Source organism: Micromonospora sp. DT201, assembly GCF_049841575.1.
Taxonomy (GTDB): Bacteria; Actinomycetota; Actinomycetes; order Mycobacteriales; family Micromonosporaceae; genus Micromonospora.
The window spans coordinates 59263-73688 of the sequence record NZ_JBNCKP010000011.1; the positions used below are offsets into that span (position 1 = coordinate 59263).

Genomic DNA, 14426 nt, shown 5'->3' on the forward strand with positions numbered 1-14426 from the left:
TGGTGGAGGGTGGTGCGGCCCGGTCAGGGGCGAGGGGCGAGGTGGATCCCCGCGTTGTCGATCAACCGGGTGGCGCCCACCCATGCGGCGATCACCAGCCGGGCCGGCCCCGACGCCGGCGCCGCCCCCAACTCGGGGTCGGTGAGCACCAGGTAGTCGAGACGGGCACCGGGCGTACCGGCACCGAACGCGGCGCGCGCGGCGGTCAGCACCGCCCCCGCGTCCAGGCCGTCGTCGGCGGCCCGCGCACCGGCCCGCAGCGCGGCGGACAGACTCAACGCGGCAGCCCGCTCCGGCTCGCTCAGGTAGCGGTTGCGGCTGGACAGCGCCAACCCGTCCGGCTCCCGAACGGTCGGCACGCCAACCACCTCGACCGGCACGTCCAGGTCCCGGGTCATCCGCCGGACCAGGGTGAGCTGCTGGTAGTCCTTCTCGCCGAAGAACGCCAGGTCCGGCTTGGTGAGCTGGAGCAACTTCAACACCACGGTGAGCACGCCGTGGAAGAAGCCGGGGCGGCTCGCGCCCTCCAACTCGGCGCCGAGCGGGCCCGGATCGAGGCGTACGCGGGGCTGGCCGTCCGGGTACATGTCCGCCACCGACGGGGCAAAGACAAGATCTGCGCCCGCCCGCCGGCACACCTCCAGGTCCGCGTCGAGGGTGCGCGGGTAGCGGTCGAAGTCCTCATTCGGCCCGAACTGCAGCGGGTTCACGAAGATCGTCACCAGCACGTTGTCGGCCTGTTTCCGGGCCGCGCGCAGCAACGTCTCGTGCCCGGAGTGCAACGCGCCCATGGTCATCACCACAGCGACCGTGCCGTTCAGCCCGGCCCGAGCCTCGGCCAACTCGGCGCGCGTGTGCACAAGCTGCGTCACAGCGTCACCTCGGTTCGCGACTGCGGGGCTCGCAAGATCGGCTCACTCCTCACGCTCACAGCGCCACCTCGGTTCGCGACTGCGGGGCTCGCAAGATCGGCTCACTCCTCACGCTCACAGCGTCACCTCGGTTCGCGACTGCGGGGCTCGCAAGATCGGCTCACTCCTCACGCTCACAGCGCCACCTCCCTGTTGCCGTCGGCGAGCACGCCGAGCAGCGACTGTGCGTCCACCGGCCGCAGCCGGCCGGCGGCGATCGCCCGGTCGGCGGTACGCCGGGCCAACGCAAGGTACGCGGGGACGGAATCCGGTGCGGTGGCGGCCAACCGGTCCAGGTGCCGCTGGACGGTGCCCGCGTCGCCACGGGAGACCGGGCCGGTCAACGCGTCGTCCCCGAGCCGCAGCGCGTTCTCCAGAGCGGCCCGCAGCAGCGGGGCGAGCACCTTCTCCGGCCGGGCCACCCCGGCGTCACGCAGGCGGTCGGTCGCCTCGTTCACCAGGGTCACCAGGTGATTCGCGCCGTGGGCCAGAGCAGCGTGGTAGAGCGGGCGGTCCGACTCGGCCACCCACTCCGGCACACCGCCCAGGTCGGCGACCAGCCGGGCGGCAAGCGGGCGTAGCTCCGCCGGGGCCGTCACGCCGTACGAGATGCCGGCGAGCCGGGCCAGGTCGTCCGGCGTACCGGTGAAGGTCATCGCGGGGTGCAGGGCGAGCGGCCGGGCACCGACCTCGGCGGCCGGCGCGAGCACGGCCAGACCATGCGCGCCTGAGGTGTGCGCGACCACCTGGCCGGGGCGCAGCACACCCCGTGCGGCCAGGTCGGCCACCACACCGGCCAGGGCGTCGTCCGGCACCGCGATCAGCAGCAGGTCGGTGGCGGCGTGGGCGACGGCGGCGACCAGGCGGCGGGGCACCTCGGGCAGTAACAGGGCGAGTCGGGCGCGACTGGCCCCGGAGTCGCCGGTGACGGCGACCACCCGATGCCCGGCGGCGACGAGTGCGGCGCCCAGCACCGCTCCGACCCGACCGGCGCCAACGACACCGACGGTGAGCAGACGGGAGGTGGCGGGGTTGCCGAGAACGGCGGGCCCGTGCGGGGCGGCCGGACGCGGGCGCAACGGTGCGCTCATGACGACGATCCAGTCCTCGAGAAGGGGTACCGGTCGATCGCAAGTATGCGCCGGGCCTACCGAACCAGGACAAGCATGTGTGAAAACGTTCACCGCCGACGGAAGTGCCCCTTGTCACCGCCTCCGGGGCTCAGCCCTGGGCGGACGTCACCGCGCGTAGCTCGGTGGCCGCCTCGGCGATCAGGTCGGCGAGCGAGGCCTCGCTGTCGAGCGCGACCCAGCGGGCGTACGCCACGCGGAAGACCGTGCCACCGGACTCGGTGGCCAGGGTTGCCGTGGTCTCGCCGACGCCCTTGGCCCGCAAGGCGGCGGCGACCGCAGCCGCCAGTGCGCCTGTTTTTCGCAGCTCGCGCTCCTGCAGCTCGGGGCTGCTCTCGATGATGGACTGGCGCATCCGGACCAGCTCAAGACGGTCGGCGAAGATTTCCGCCGCCACCCGACGGAAGGCTGCGATGACCGCCTCGAAGGGGGCGGCGTCCGTCTCGGCCACCGCCTTGACCAGGACCTCCTCCAGCAGCTCGCCGCCGCTGAAAAGCACCTCGCGCTTGTCGCCGAAGAGCCGGTAGAAGGTGCGTTTGTCGAGGCCAGCACGGGCGGCGATGTCGGCGACTGTGGTCTGCTCGAAGCCGCGCTCGCGGAACAGCTCCAGGGCGGCCGCCTCCAGGCGGCCGCGCGCGTCCGGTTGCCAGCGGGCCATGCGGCCATCGTATCTGATGTCACATCGTGACATTCTTTCCGCCCGAAGGATGTCGCATCGCGACATCACGAGATATGGTCATGTCACAAGGCGACATCAGGACTCACGAAGGAATTACCATGCGTGTATTCGTCACAGGCGCATCTGGCCATCTCGGCTCCGCAGTCGTGCCGGCACTGCTCTCCGCCGGACACGACGTCGTCGGCCTGGCCCGCTCCGACACGTCCGCCGCCGCGATCGAGAAGCTCGGCGCCGAGGCACGCCGTGGCGACCTGTCCGACCTCGACGTGCTTTCTGCGGAAGCAGCTGCGTCCGACGGGATCATCCACCTGGCGTTCCGGCACGACCTCATGCTCAACGGCGACATGGCCGGTGCGGCCGAAGCTGACCTGGATGCCCTCAAAGCACTCGCCGCCGGCCTGGACGGCTCCGGCAAACCCCTGGTCGGCACGAGCGGGACAGCCATGCTCGCGAGGGGCGGCATCGTCGGCCGCCCCGGCACCGAACACGATGCCTTCCCAAGCGGCTACCGGATCGACGCGGAGAATTTCGTAGTCGGCCTCGCCTCGCGCGATGTGCGCGGCTCGGTCGTCCGGCTCGCACCCACCGTGCACAGTTCGCTCGACCACTACGGCTTCATCACCACCATCATCGCGGCGGCCCGGCAGCACGGGTACGCCGCATACGTCGGCGAGGGCGCCAACCGGTGGCCGGCAGTGCACACGCTCGACGCGGCTCAGCTCTACCGCCTCGCGCTGGAAAAGGCGCCGCCCGGTGCGCGCCTGCACGCGGCAGCCGACGAAGGAGTCCCCTTCCGGCAGATCGCCGCTACCATCGGCGCCAACCTCGACATCCCGGTCCGAAGCATCAGCGCCGATGAGGCGAACGGCTACTTCGGCTTCCTCGGGGCGTTCGCCCAGCTGGATAACCTGACGTCGTCCGCGATCACACGCGAACTGCTGGGCTGGTCCCCCACCCACCCCGGCCTGATCGCCGACCTGAACGACGGTCACTACTTCCGGGCCTGAACAAGTTTCCGGGAACCCATCTTGATCAAATGATGAAAAGTAGGTGCTGGGAGCTTTCCTGACCTACTTTTCAGCAACTGATCGCCGCGCGCCCCTCCGCTGTCGAACGGGACGGTGCGGATGATCGTGACGTGGGCAGGAATCGGAGGGCGCGGATGTCGATCGCCTGGCGGGACGCCATGAGCAGAGCCCTCTACGGGCCGGATGGCTTCTTCGTCGCCGGCACCGGGCCCGCCGACCACTTCCGCACCAGCGTGCACGCCTCACCCGCGTTCACGAGCGCCCTGCTGCGCCTGCTCACCGACGTCGACTCGACCCTCGGCCACCCGGACCGGCTCGACGTGATCGACGTCGGCGCCGGGCGCGGAGAACTCCTGCGCGGCCTGCTGCGATCGATCGAGGGCTCCCCCGGGCTCGCGGAACGGGCACGTCTCGCCGCCGTCGAGCTGGCGCCCCGCCCCGAACACCTGCCGGACCAGATCGAGTGGGTGCCCGAGATCCCCGCGGGGATCAACGGGCTGTTGATCGCCACCGAATGGTTGGACAACGTCCCGCTGGACGTGGCGGTGCACACGGCAGACGGCTGGCGATACGTACTTGTCGATCCCGAGATCGGCGCGGAGACGCTTGGGGAGCCGGTGAGTCCCGCTGATCTTGATTGGCTCAACACATGGTGGCCACACCCCGCGATCCCTCGCTCTGCGGAAACTCCCAGCAGTGACTACCTACGAGCCGAGATTGGCCGAAGCAGAGACGAGGCATGGGCCAACGCGGTGCAGAAGATCGAGCGGGGCCTGGCGCTGGCAGTCGACTACGGCCACCTGAGGGAGGCACGACCGGTCGGCGGGACGTTGACCGGGTACCGGGCTGGGCGGCAGGTGCCGCCGGTGCCGGACGGGACGACTGATGTGACCGCGCACGTGGCCATGGACTCGGTCGCCTCCGCTGGTGCGGCGGTCGCCCGGTGTGCGTACTCCCTGGTGTTGCAGCGGGAGGCGCTGCGGGCGCTCGGGGCCGACGGCGGCCGACCACCGCTGAGCATGGCCGGCACCGACCCGGCGGGGTACGTGCGGGCGCTGGCCGCCGCGTCGGAGGTGGCCGAGCTGACCGACCCGGTGGGGCTCGGTGGGCACTGGTGGCTGCGCCAACCGGTCGGCATCCCGCTCGGGCCGGCCGTGGCACGATGACGGGCATGACCACCGACGCCGGGGACCTCCGTGAACTGACCGTCGGCACCGGGGCGGGCCTGATCCCCGGCACCGGCGATCAGCAGCTCGGCACCGACATGGTGTTGAACATCGGCCCGCAGCACCCCTCCACGCACGGTGTGCTGCGGCTGAAGCTGGTGCTCGACGGCGAGCGGGTGGTCTCCTGCGAACCGATCATCGGCTACATGCACCGGGGTGCGGAGAAGCTCTTCGAGGTGCGCGACTACCGGCAGATCATCGTGCTGGCCAACCGGCACGACTGGCTCTCGGCGTTCTCCAACGAGCTGGGTGTGGTGCTCGCGGTGGAACGCCTGATGGGCATGGAGGTGCCGGAGCGCGCCACCTGGCTACGGATGGCGCTGGCCGAGCTGAACCGGGTGCTCAACCACCTGATGTTCCTCGGCTCGTATCCGCTGGAGATCGGGGCGATCACGCCGATCTTCTATGCCTTCCGGGAACGGGAGACCATCCAGGCGGTGATGGAGGAGGTTTCCGGCGGCCGGATCCACTACATGTTCAACCGGGTGGGTGGCCTCAAGGAAGAGGTTCCCTACGGGTGGACGGGCCGGGCCCGCGCGGCGATCGGCGAGGTGCGACGGCGGCTGCCCGACCTGGACCACCTGATCCGTCGCAACGAGATCTTCCTGGCCCGGACCGTGGGGGTGGGCGTGCTCTCCGCTGCGGACGCCGCCGCGTTCGGCGCGTCCGGGCCGGTGGCCCGCGCCTCCGGGCTCGACCTGGACCTGCGCCGCGACGACCCCTACCTGGCGTACGACGAGTTGGACGTGCCGGTGGTCACGCGAACTGCCGGGGACTGCCACGCCCGCTTCGAGGTGCTGCTGGACCAGGTGTACGCGTCGCTGGACCTTGCCGAGCAGTGCCTGGACCGGGTGGACCAACTGACCGGGCCAATCAACACCCGACTGCCGAAGGTGCTCAAGGCGCCGGAGGGGCACACCTACGCCTGGACGGAGAACCCGCTCGGCATCAATGGCTACTACCTGGTGTCCCGGGGGGAGAAGACGCCGTGGCGGTTGAAGTTGCGCACCGCCTCGTACGCGAACGTGCAGGCGCTGGCCACCCTGCTCCCCGGCTGCCTGGTGCCGGATCTCATCGCGATCCTCGGCTCGATGTTCTTCGTGGTCGGCGACATCGACAAGTGACGTCAGCCGCCTGACCGCTCAGCGCCAGCGGTCACCGGGTGGAGTCCCGCCGGCGCGCGGTACGTCGTCCTGGGGCGGGTAGCCGTAGCGCTCGTCGACTCGGCGTCGACCGGGCCGCTCGGGTGCGGGTTCCGCCTGGTGGCCGCGCTGGCGGGGTGGGCGCCACTCGTCCGGCACCCCGACGCCGCCGACCGGCAGCGCCGGCCGGTCCGCTAGCTCGGCCCGCCAGCCGCCGTCGCGCTCGTGCCGTCGCGCCGGCTCGTCCCGGTGGTACGACTCGCGCTCCTCATGGCGGCGCGGCTCCTCGTGGCGGCGCGGCTCCTGGTACGACTCGCGCTCCTGGTACGACTCGCGCTCCTCGTGGCGGCGCGGCTCCTCATGGCGGACGGCGGCCCAACGGTCGGCCATCCGGTACTCGGTGCCGGTGGCGTCGGCGTGCACCTCGGCCCGGCGTTCGCCGACCCGCAGCTCACGGCCGTTCTCGTCGTCGCGGACGGCGGCCCACCGGTCACCGGCCCGCAACTGCGACCAGTACTCGCCCGTGTCGTCGGCCCGCAGGGGCGATCCGGGCTGCGGGGCGGCGGCACCCGCCCGACCGCGCTGCTCCGACCGGGCGTGATCGTCCGGGTTGTCCCAGGAGGCCGCAGCCGGCCTTTCCGGTGCGCGGTGCGAACGGGCGGCCGAGCCGGGCTCCTCAGGCTGGGCGTACGCGTCGCGCGGATCGGTCCACTCCGGCTCGCCCCGGGCCGCAGGCTGTGCCCCCCAGGAGCGGTTGTCGCCACGGTGGGCCCGGTCGTCGCCGGAACGCCGGTCGTCGCCGTTACCGGCTCGGGGGCGCTCATCCGCCTCAGCCCTCGCTCGGCCAGCCGAGGGGGGTCGCTCATCCGCACCGCCACCCCGGGTCCAATCCTGTGCCGGCGGGTTCCACTGGCTGGCGTACCCGCCGCCGTAGCGCCCAGCCGGCTCGGCCGGCCCGCCATCCACCACGGTGTGTCGGGTGGTGACGTGCACGGTTTCGGTGTGCCGGACCACGCCTACCTGCCGGTGCGCCGGCTCGGGGCGGTCGTGCTCTCGAGGGCGGGCTGAGCCGTACGCGGTGGCGGCCGGCCGCTCCGCGCCGTAGGTCCCCGCGGTCGTCGGCGGCCCGGCGGCCTCCCGTGGGTACGCCCGCTCGTGGTCGTCCGCGTGCTCGGGGCGACCCCGCCGGGCCGCGTCGTCCGGGCCGGACACTCGGGGCCGGCCCGGTGGTGCGTCACCCGGCACCGCAGCCCGGCTACGGGCGACCGGCGCGTCGTCCACCGGAGGTTCGACCGCCGGCACCCGGGCCCGGCCAGCACCCGCCGGCTCTCCAGCCGGGGCTGCAGCGCCGACGGGGGCGGCACCGGCAAGGGCGGCACTGCTGGCGTCGAGACGGCGGCGGACCGCGACGATCCCCTCCTGTGCCCGGTGCGCCTGGTCGAGTGCCTGGTTGCCGCGCTGCGCGACAGCCACGATCTCAGTGCGCAACTCCCGGCGGAGCTCCTCGATCTCGTCCATCAGCTCGTCGGCTCGCGCTGCGGCGTCCTCACCGTCGGGCCGCAGCGCGATGGAGAGGCCGATCAGCACCACCGCGAGGATGGCGAGCACCGCGGCGAAACGCAGCGGGCCGTTACCGTCGGCAACCAGCAGGATCAGCGCCGCCACCGGCGCGAGAGCGACGCCCGCCCAGAAGAGCATGGTCAGCAGCGGTGGTTGACGCCTGGCGTCAGAGGTGGCCGGGGCCGACATGGATGTGCAGCCTACCGAGGTTCTCCACCGGAGGGAACGGGGTCCTGCGACGCGCGGACGCCCCCGCCCGATCGGGGCGGGGGCGTCCTCAACACTCGGGAAGGGTCAGCTGGTGGCGAAGGCGCCGTCCGAGGAGAAGATCAGGCCGACGCTGATCGAGCCGTCGCGCAGCCCGCTCTTGGTCAACGGCCCGCCCTGGTCCAGCGAGGAGAACTTGCCCACCGACAACCCGTACGTCTTCTCCAGGCCCGGCTTGCAGAACGGACGCTGCTCGCACTCCGGCGGGCCACCGAGCACGGTCGCGCTGCCGGAGCACTTCGCGGCCAACTCGGAGAGGGTCCGCACGCCGTACTTGTCGGCGAAGGCCTGGGTGACAGCGAAGGCGTTCTGGTCCTGGGCGGCGGCCGGGGCACCGAAGGTGAGGCCCGCCTTGTCGCCCTCGGCCTTGAGCGCGGTCACCGTCGTGTTGATGTCGGGCGAGGACACCGGCTGAGCATCCTTGCCGTTGACCTTGGTGTTGAGGAACTCGGCCATCGTCGCCGCGTACTCCGGGACGACCTGGATCTCGCCCTTCTCCAGCGCCGGCTCGTACAACTCGCGGTTGCCGATCTGCTGCACCTTGACCTGGTAGCCGGCGGCGGTGAGCGCGATCCGGTACAGCTCGCCCAGGATCTGACTCTCGGCGAAGTTGCCGGCACCCACCGTGATGTCGCCGCCCGAGCCCTTGGCGATGCCCGCGGTGAGGTTGTTCGCGCTGGCGAACTCCTCGGCCGCCACCTTGGCGGTCTTGCGGTCCTCGTTGACGGCCTTGTTGAGCTGGATCAGCTTCGGGGTGTCGAGCGCGGCGGAGACCTTGTCCAATGCGGCGATCAGCTGCGGGTTGGCCGCCTTGCTGTTGACCGCGGGGATGACGTTGTCGGAGTTCTGGAGCTTCTTGTCGTCCTGCAGAGCGACGAGTTGCTGACCGGCGACCGGGGCGCAACCGGCGCCGGAGGCGTTCGCCTGAGGCGCGTCGGTGCCGGACGAGCCGGCGTCACCGCACCCCGTGAGGAGTGCTGCCCCGGCGACGGCGCCGATAGCGCCGATCGCCAGACGTGTACGTGCGCGCATGTGCCCGCCTTCCGTGTCCCGGCGCGGCCCGTCCCGGGCCGGCCGCGTGTCCGACGGGCGATCCTGACTGTTGGTCGCCCGCGAATATCCACCCAACATGCTCCGCAACCGACCGACAACTTGGGACGGACTTCGTCACCGCATCGTCACCGATCGGCAGACCACTGGCCGCCGGCTCGACGCATGGCTCACCCGGACGGGTCAGGCGCTCCCGGTGGCGTCAGCGGGCCGGGGCCGCCCCGAGCGCTGCCGTCCGCGCCGCAGCGGTCGGGGTGTGACAAGCCGTTCGACGCCGCCGAGGACCACCTCGGCCAGCAGTGCGAGGCCGGCCACCAGCACACCGCCCGCCACGATCTGCCCACCGCCGGCCGCGATACCGATGCCGAAACCGGTCCGGATGATCTGGCCGAGGCCGCCGCCGTTGACGAACGAGGCAAGCGCGGCGGTCGCGATGACCTGGACCGCGGCGGTCCGGAACCCGGCCGCCAGGTAGGGCACCGCGAGCGGCAACTCCACGCGGCGCAGCAACTGCCCGCCGGACAGCCCCATCCCCCGGGCAGCGTCGAGCGCCTCCGGGTCCACCTGCCGCACCCCGGTGTACGCGTTGGCCAGCAGCGGCGGGACGGCGAAGACGGCCAGCGCCACCACGACCGGAGTCCGACCGAACCCGCTGGCGAAGACCACCGGCAGGATGGTCAGCAGTGCCAGGGTGGGGATGGCGAGGGTGGCGTTGGACACCAGCACCACCAGACCCGCGCCCCGGCCGACGTGCCCCAGCCAGAGACCCAACGGCCAGGCCACCAGGCAGCCGAGCGCCACCGCCATGGCCGAGATCGTCAGGTGCTCGCCGAGGCGGTCCAGCATGCCTCCGGGGTTGGTCCAGTTCAGTGGGTCGTTGATCCAGACAATCGCCTGGCCGATCGGGTTCGCCGCGACGGTCACCGTGCCCTCCGGGTGGACCAGGGGGTCACCAGGCGGGCGACCAGGACGAGCAGCAGGTCGAGTACGACCGCGAGCGCGACGCAGAGCAGAGCAGCGGTCATGATCTCGGCCTTGTAGAGGTTGTTCTGGAAGCCCGCGAAGATCAACTGCCCGAGGCCACCGTGCCCGACGAGCACCCCGACCGTGACCAACGCCACCGTGGAGACAGTCGCCAACCGCACGCCGGTCACGATGCCCGGCAGCGCCAGCGGCAGGTCGATCCGGAACAGCCGCCCCCACCGGCCGTACCCCATCCCCTCGGCGGCCTCACCGACCTCCGGAGGCACCTGGTTGAGCCCGGCCACCACGTTGCGCACGATCAGCAGCAGCGCGTAGAGGACCAGCCCGACCAGCACTGTCGTGGTCCCGGTGCCCAGGTAGGGCGCGATGAACGCGAAGAGCGCCAACGACGGGATGGTGTAGACGACACCGCTGACGGCGAGGATCGGGCCGGCGAGCGGCCGGAACCAGTACGCCAGCACGGACAACGGCAGGGCGATCAGCACCGCGATCAGCACCGCCCGCCCGGTGAGGGAGGCGTGTTCGCGCACGGCGGCGAGGATCGTGTCAGAGTTGTCCCGCACGTACTGCCAGGAGAACCAGGGGTTACCCGGGTCGGCCCGGTAGCTCAGGCGGAAGGACATACGTGGACGTTACCCCGGAGGCTGCCGACGTGACCCAATCCCCTCGCGCGGCGTCGATCTCCCTGAAGGGCATCCAGAAGCGCTACCCGAATGGCACCGAGGCTGTCCGGGAGCTCAGCCTGGACGTTCGGGCCGGCGAGCTGGTGGTGCTGATCGGCCCGTCCGGCTGCGGCAAGTCGACGGTGCTTCGCATGATCAATCGTCTGATCGAGCCCACCGCCGGCCGGATCACGCTCGGCGACGAGGACGTCACCGACGTCGACCCGGTGCAGCTGCGCCGCCGGATCGGTTATGTGATCCAGAACGTCGGCCTCTTTCCACACCAGACAGTTCGCACAAACGTGGCAACCGTGCCTGGCCTGCTCCGGTGGCCCAAGGCCCAGACCCGGGCCCGGGTCGACGAGTTGCTCGACCTCGTCGGCCTCGACCCGGCCCAGTTCGGCGGTCGCTACCCACAGGAGCTGTCGGGTGGCCAGCGGCAGCGGGTCGGGGTGGCCCGCGCGCTCGCCGCCGACCCGGTGGTGCTGCTGATGGACGAGCCGTTCTCGGCCGTCGACCCGATCGTCCGAGCCCGCCTCCAGGAAGAGTTCCTCCGCCTCCAGGCCGAGGTCCGCAAGACGATCGTCCTGGTCACCCACGACCTCGACGAGGCGGTCCGGCTCGGCGACCGGATCGCGGTGCTCTCCGAGGGCGGGCACCTGGAGCAGTACGACACGCCGGCCGCACTGCTCGGCGCACCCGCCACCCCGTTCGTACGCGAGTTCGTCGGAGCCGACCGGGGCATCCGCCGGTTGGCGGTCACCCCACTCGACCGGGAGTCGCTGGAACCACTACCCGGGAACGCCGCGGCCGACCTGCCCACCGTGACACTGGACGGCTCCGCGTACGACGCCCTGGCGGTGCTGCTCACCTCGGGACAGGACCAGCTCGTGGTGACCGACGCCGGCCGACCGGTGGGTGCGCTCAGCCGACAGCGCCTGCTCGACCTCGGCCGCCCGACGAACTGACCTGCCCGGTCGGGTCAGGCGCGACCGCCGAGGCTGGCGGTGCCGATGATCCACCCGGTGAGGAAGCCGTAGCCGGCACCGGTGCTGGCGTCCTGCAAGGCACCCAGCAGCGACGGGTCCGGGCCGAGCAGCGCCGCCAGCACCGCAGCGAGCCCGCCAGCCAGCACGTACGCGGCCCAGCCGGAGAAGAACTGACTGACCGAGCCGGGCACCCGGGCCACCTGCGCCGCAGGCAGCAGGTAGAGCAGAGCCACCGCGAGGACCACAAGCAGCACGGCCCGCAGGTCGGCGGCGAACAAGCCGCCAGCCTGCCCGTCCGCGTCGAGCCGCCAGGCCGGCCACGCGAGCAGGCGTACGTAGAAGGCACCCGCCGACTCCGGGTCGGTCTGCGTGGCAGCCCAACCGGTGAACGCCGGGCTGCCACAGATGCCGACCAGCAACAACACGGCGAGCGCGCCGGTGCCGGCGGCCGTACCGTAACGGCTGACCGGGCCGGAGCGGTGCAGGAGCGACGCGATCCGCCCAGGCCCCGAACGGGTCGTTCGAGCCGACCTGGGCTGCCCCGAGCGGTTCAGTGCTTCAGCAGGTAGTCGATGAAGGCGGCCCGCAGCAGCGGTGCGGACTCCTCGTAGCCGTGACCGGTCAACTCCCGCCACAAGGCGTTGGCCTCGTCGATGGTCGGGCCGATCGAGTTCGGTGCGCCGTCCAGCACCGTGGCCTCGTCCGCGTTCGGCAGGTGCCGCAGCACCGACCAGTAGAAACCTACGTCGCGGCGCTCCCGGGCCAGGGCGAACGCCCGCTCCCGCAACTCCTCGGTGGACAGCGCGTCAAGCTCCTCGAACGAGGTTCCGCCGGAGGTGGCGGCAGGTGTGTCGGTCATGTCGCCGAGCCTAACGGTCGAGATCAGCTCCGGCCTGTCGGACGCGAGGTCGGTCACCGCTCCTCGGTGTCCCACCGACGCGGGCCGTCCTCCCAGCGCGGATCCCGCCACGGGTCGACCGGTTGGGGCGCTGCCGGCGTCGGCAACGTCGGGGGCCAGTTGTCGACCGACCGCGACTGCGGCATGGCCCAACCGGTGCTGATCGCGCCGTCACCGACCGGCTCAGGCTTGTCGGTGCTGCCCGGTCGTGGCCGACCGAACGTCTCGACCAGCCGGGTTACCACCAGTCCGACGCCCAGCGCGGTGCCGCCGACCACCCAGTTGCTCAGCGTCCAGCCGCGCTCCGGCGCGTACGCCTGAAAGACGATGACCAGGCTGACCGCCAGCACCGTGCCGAACACACCGCCCCGACGGCCGTACGCGCTGGTGCCGGCCAGCAGGGCCGCCCCGATCGCCAGCACCGTCCAGTCCAGCCCCGAGGTGGGCTCGACCGCCCCGGGGCCGTTGGCTGCGAACAGCACCCCGGCGAGGGCGGCCAGCACGGTGGAGCCGACCAGCGCGACCGCGGTGACCACGGCGGCCCCCGCGCCCCGCCGATGGGCCGGATCAGCGACCGGCCGGTACCGGCCGACCAGCCGGCGAATCGCCCGGACCGCGCCGAACAGCCCGCCGAGGATGGCCACCGCGGCGAACCCAGCGAAGAGCCATCCACAGTTGCGCCCGGGGTCGTAGTCGCCCTGCACCAGCACGGGCGCGGTACGGCGCTCGATGAACACCACCACACCGGCCGCGGCGGCCAGGCTGGCGGCCCAGCCCGGCACGTGCAGCACCACCACGGCCAGCGCCAGCGCGAGCCCGCCCAGCGCGGCGACCGCCACGGCCGGGCCGACCGACGCCGGCAGACCCCGATCGCCCTGCTCGGCGTAGTGCAGGGCGCTGGCGACCGCGACCGGCCCGACGGCCAGGTTTGGTGCCGCCGTACGCAGGCTCAGCCCGGCGGCCAGGGCGAGCAACCCCAGCCCGACCGCGTCGATAAGCAACGTACGCAGGTTGTCGGCGCGCAGGGCGGCCGGATTTTCCTGCCAGAGCAGCCAGCCCAGGGTCGCCAGCCCGGCCAGCAGCACGAACTCCCAACCCAGATGCACACCGACCCGATCCCGGCCGGGCTCACCGTGCGTGGGGTCGTCGAAGACGTTCTCCAGAACGGCCGCAGGCACCCCGGATGAGGGCTCAGCCGAGCGGTCCCGGCCCGCTTCTTCGTACCCCATTACGCCGCCTCCCCAGTGGCCGGCCGTCCCCGGTCCGGCTCGCGGACGGACCGGTGGGCGGCCCTTGCTCCCCGATCGCAGGCACCGTACCCGCGCCCGGAGCCGGGCGTAACCCCATGCTCAGCGCTGGCCGGGGCGGCTGTCCCATGGGTCCGGCTCGCGCTCGTCGTCCGGGCGTTCCGGCACCCGGCAGGAGCGCTCAAGCCACAGTGCGGCGCCGACCAGAGCCAGTGAGGCGAGCAGGCCGCCGCCCGCGGCCGGTCGATCGTCCACGGCGGCCCGGGTGCTCTCCACGAAGAGCCAGCCGGTGAGCCCCGCGTAGAAACCGGCGAAGATCGCCGCCGCCAGCGACGATGCCTTGGCCAGCACCACGAAGCGGGCAACCAGCAGCGGGTTGACCGCGTCCCGACCGGGCTTGCGCTCGATCCGACCCTTGGTGTTGATCGCGGCGTACGCCTCAAGCACGGCCAGCCCGGCCAGCGCCACCACCGGAAGCCAGGGCAGCCGGGGGATGCCGCTGTAGTAGAGGGTGCTGATCAGCAGCCACGCCACCGCCGCCGCCGCCAGGGCGGCCACGACCAGGGTGGAGATCCGGGTGGGGCCCAACTGGGACCGATCCGGGCCCGACCCGCCCGGTGGTGGGGATTTCGCCTGCGTCATGCCGGCCGACT

General features: G+C 72.0%; 15 protein-coding genes. 4 read left to right on the forward strand and 11 right to left on the reverse strand.

Features of this window, described 5'->3' with window-relative positions; genetic code table 11:
- Positions 1 to 23: 23 nt before the first annotated feature.
- The 3 genes from panC to ACLQ28_RS19245 all read right to left on the reverse strand — a co-directional run bounded on the left by panC (position 24) and on the right by ACLQ28_RS19245 (position 2699).
- Positions 24 to 872 carry a pantoate--beta-alanine ligase gene (panC, locus tag ACLQ28_RS19235; RefSeq protein ID WP_425687661.1) on the reverse strand — a complete coding sequence of 283 codons (849 nt, stop codon included), beginning with the start codon at positions 870 to 872 and terminating at the stop codon, positions 24 to 26.
- Between the two features lie 173 nt (positions 873 to 1045).
- Positions 1046 to 2002 carry a Rossmann-like and DUF2520 domain-containing protein gene (locus tag ACLQ28_RS19240; RefSeq protein WP_425687662.1) on the reverse strand — a complete coding sequence of 319 codons (957 nt, stop codon included), beginning with the start codon at positions 2000 to 2002 and terminating at the stop codon, positions 1046 to 1048.
- A gap of 130 nt (positions 2003 to 2132) precedes the next feature.
- Positions 2133 to 2699 carry a TetR family transcriptional regulator gene (locus tag ACLQ28_RS19245; protein ID WP_425687663.1) on the reverse strand — a complete coding sequence of 189 codons (567 nt, stop codon included), beginning with the start codon at positions 2697 to 2699 and terminating at the stop codon, positions 2133 to 2135.
- A 26-nt stretch (positions 2700 to 2725) separates the two neighbouring features.
- On the opposite strand from ACLQ28_RS19245, the gene ACLQ28_RS19250 reads away from it, so the two are divergent.
- The 3 genes from ACLQ28_RS19250 (at position 2726) to ACLQ28_RS19260 (ending at position 6098) form a co-directional block, all read left to right on the forward strand.
- A complete protein-coding gene (locus tag ACLQ28_RS19250; protein WP_425687664.1) occupies positions 2726 to 3727 on the forward strand; it encodes an SDR family oxidoreductase in 1002 nt (333 codons plus the stop codon).
- A 155-nt stretch (positions 3728 to 3882) separates the two neighbouring features.
- Positions 3883 to 4914, forward strand: a complete 1032-nt coding sequence (locus ACLQ28_RS19255) for an SAM-dependent methyltransferase (RefSeq protein WP_425687665.1) — start codon at positions 3883 to 3885, stop codon at positions 4912 to 4914.
- Positions 4911 to 6098, forward strand: coding sequence for an NADH-quinone oxidoreductase subunit D (locus tag ACLQ28_RS19260; protein WP_425687666.1), 1188 nt, complete (start codon positions 4911 to 4913; stop codon positions 6096 to 6098). Before ACLQ28_RS19255 ends, ACLQ28_RS19260 begins: the two co-directional genes overlap by 4 nt.
- 18 nt (positions 6099 to 6116) lie before the next feature.
- On the opposite strand, the gene ACLQ28_RS19265 is transcribed toward ACLQ28_RS19260, so the two are convergent.
- The 4 genes from ACLQ28_RS19265 to ACLQ28_RS19280 form a co-directional block, all read right to left on the reverse strand.
- Complete coding sequence (locus ACLQ28_RS19265; protein WP_425687667.1) at positions 6117 to 7865, reverse strand: hypothetical protein; 1749 nt, start codon at positions 7863 to 7865, stop codon at positions 6117 to 6119.
- A 105-nt stretch (positions 7866 to 7970) separates the two neighbouring features.
- Positions 7971 to 8975 carry a glycine betaine ABC transporter substrate-binding protein gene (locus ACLQ28_RS19270; RefSeq protein ID WP_425687668.1) on the reverse strand — a complete coding sequence of 335 codons (1005 nt, stop codon included), beginning with the start codon at positions 8973 to 8975 and terminating at the stop codon, positions 7971 to 7973.
- A 201-nt stretch (positions 8976 to 9176) separates the two neighbouring features.
- Complete coding sequence (locus tag ACLQ28_RS19275) at positions 9177 to 9917, reverse strand: ABC transporter permease (RefSeq protein ID WP_425687669.1); 741 nt, start codon at positions 9915 to 9917, stop codon at positions 9177 to 9179.
- A complete protein-coding gene (locus ACLQ28_RS19280; protein WP_347662027.1) occupies positions 9914 to 10600 on the reverse strand; it encodes an ABC transporter permease in 687 nt (228 codons plus the stop codon). The genes ACLQ28_RS19275 and ACLQ28_RS19280 overlap by 4 nt, the downstream gene beginning before the upstream one ends.
- A gap of 2 nt (positions 10601 to 10602) precedes the next feature.
- Between ACLQ28_RS19280 and ACLQ28_RS19285 the strand changes: the two genes are divergently transcribed.
- On the forward strand, positions 10603 to 11607 hold the full coding sequence (locus tag ACLQ28_RS19285) for an ABC transporter ATP-binding protein (protein ID WP_425687670.1): 1005 nt from the start codon (positions 10603 to 10605) through the stop codon (positions 11605 to 11607).
- Between the two features lie 14 nt (positions 11608 to 11621).
- Here the strand turns inward: ACLQ28_RS19285 and ACLQ28_RS19290 are convergent, their stop codons facing one another.
- The 4 genes from ACLQ28_RS19290 to ACLQ28_RS19305 form a co-directional block, all read right to left on the reverse strand.
- Complete coding sequence (locus ACLQ28_RS19290; protein WP_425687671.1) at positions 11622 to 12053, reverse strand: hypothetical protein; 432 nt, start codon at positions 12051 to 12053, stop codon at positions 11622 to 11624.
- Positions 12054 to 12178: 125 nt separating this feature from the next.
- The gene (locus ACLQ28_RS19295) at positions 12179 to 12487 is read right to left on the reverse strand and encodes a hypothetical protein (RefSeq protein WP_425687672.1); all 309 of its coding nucleotides are present in this window, start codon (positions 12485 to 12487) and stop codon (positions 12179 to 12181) included.
- A gap of 53 nt (positions 12488 to 12540) precedes the next feature.
- Positions 12541 to 13755 (reverse strand): ABC transporter permease, encoded by a 1215-nt coding sequence (locus tag ACLQ28_RS19300; protein WP_425687673.1) that lies wholly within the window; start codon positions 13753 to 13755, stop codon positions 12541 to 12543.
- Positions 13756 to 13875: 120 nt separating this feature from the next.
- Positions 13876 to 14415: a DUF3180 domain-containing protein gene (locus ACLQ28_RS19305; RefSeq protein WP_425687674.1), complete on the reverse strand. Its 540-nt coding sequence runs from the start codon at positions 14413 to 14415 to the stop codon at positions 13876 to 13878.
- Positions 14416 to 14426 lie beyond the last annotated feature (11 nt).

What these genes read in the sequence shown, in the direction of transcription:
- ACLQ28_RS19265 (WP_425687667.1), bottom strand. Translation starts at nt 7,865, where the DNA reads ATGTCGGCCCCGGCCACCTCTGACGCCAGGCGTCAACCACCGCTGCTG.
- ACLQ28_RS19270 (WP_425687668.1), bottom strand. Translation starts at nt 8,975, where the DNA reads ATGCGCGCACGTACACGTCTGGCGATCGGCGCTATCGGCGCCGTCGCC.
- ACLQ28_RS19240 (WP_425687662.1), bottom strand. Translation starts at nt 2,002, where the DNA reads ATGAGCGCACCGTTGCGCCCGCGTCCGGCCGCCCCGCACGGGCCCGCC.
- ACLQ28_RS19300 (WP_425687673.1), bottom strand. Translation starts at nt 13,755, where the DNA reads ATGGGGTACGAAGAAGCGGGCCGGGACCGCTCGGCTGAGCCCTCATCC.
- ACLQ28_RS19305 (WP_425687674.1), bottom strand. Translation starts at nt 14,415, where the DNA reads ATGACGCAGGCGAAATCCCCACCACCGGGCGGGTCGGGCCCGGATCGG.
- ACLQ28_RS19280 (WP_347662027.1), bottom strand. Translation starts at nt 10,600, where the DNA reads ATGTCCTTCCGCCTGAGCTACCGGGCCGACCCGGGTAACCCCTGGTTC.
- ACLQ28_RS19255 (WP_425687665.1), top strand. Translation starts at nt 3,883, where the DNA reads ATGTCGATCGCCTGGCGGGACGCCATGAGCAGAGCCCTCTACGGGCCG.
- ACLQ28_RS19245 (WP_425687663.1), bottom strand. Translation starts at nt 2,699, where the DNA reads ATGGCCCGCTGGCAACCGGACGCGCGCGGCCGCCTGGAGGCGGCCGCC.
- ACLQ28_RS19295 (WP_425687672.1), bottom strand. Translation starts at nt 12,487, where the DNA reads ATGACCGACACACCTGCCGCCACCTCCGGCGGAACCTCGTTCGAGGAG.
- ACLQ28_RS19260 (WP_425687666.1), top strand. Translation starts at nt 4,911, where the DNA reads ATGACGGGCATGACCACCGACGCCGGGGACCTCCGTGAACTGACCGTC.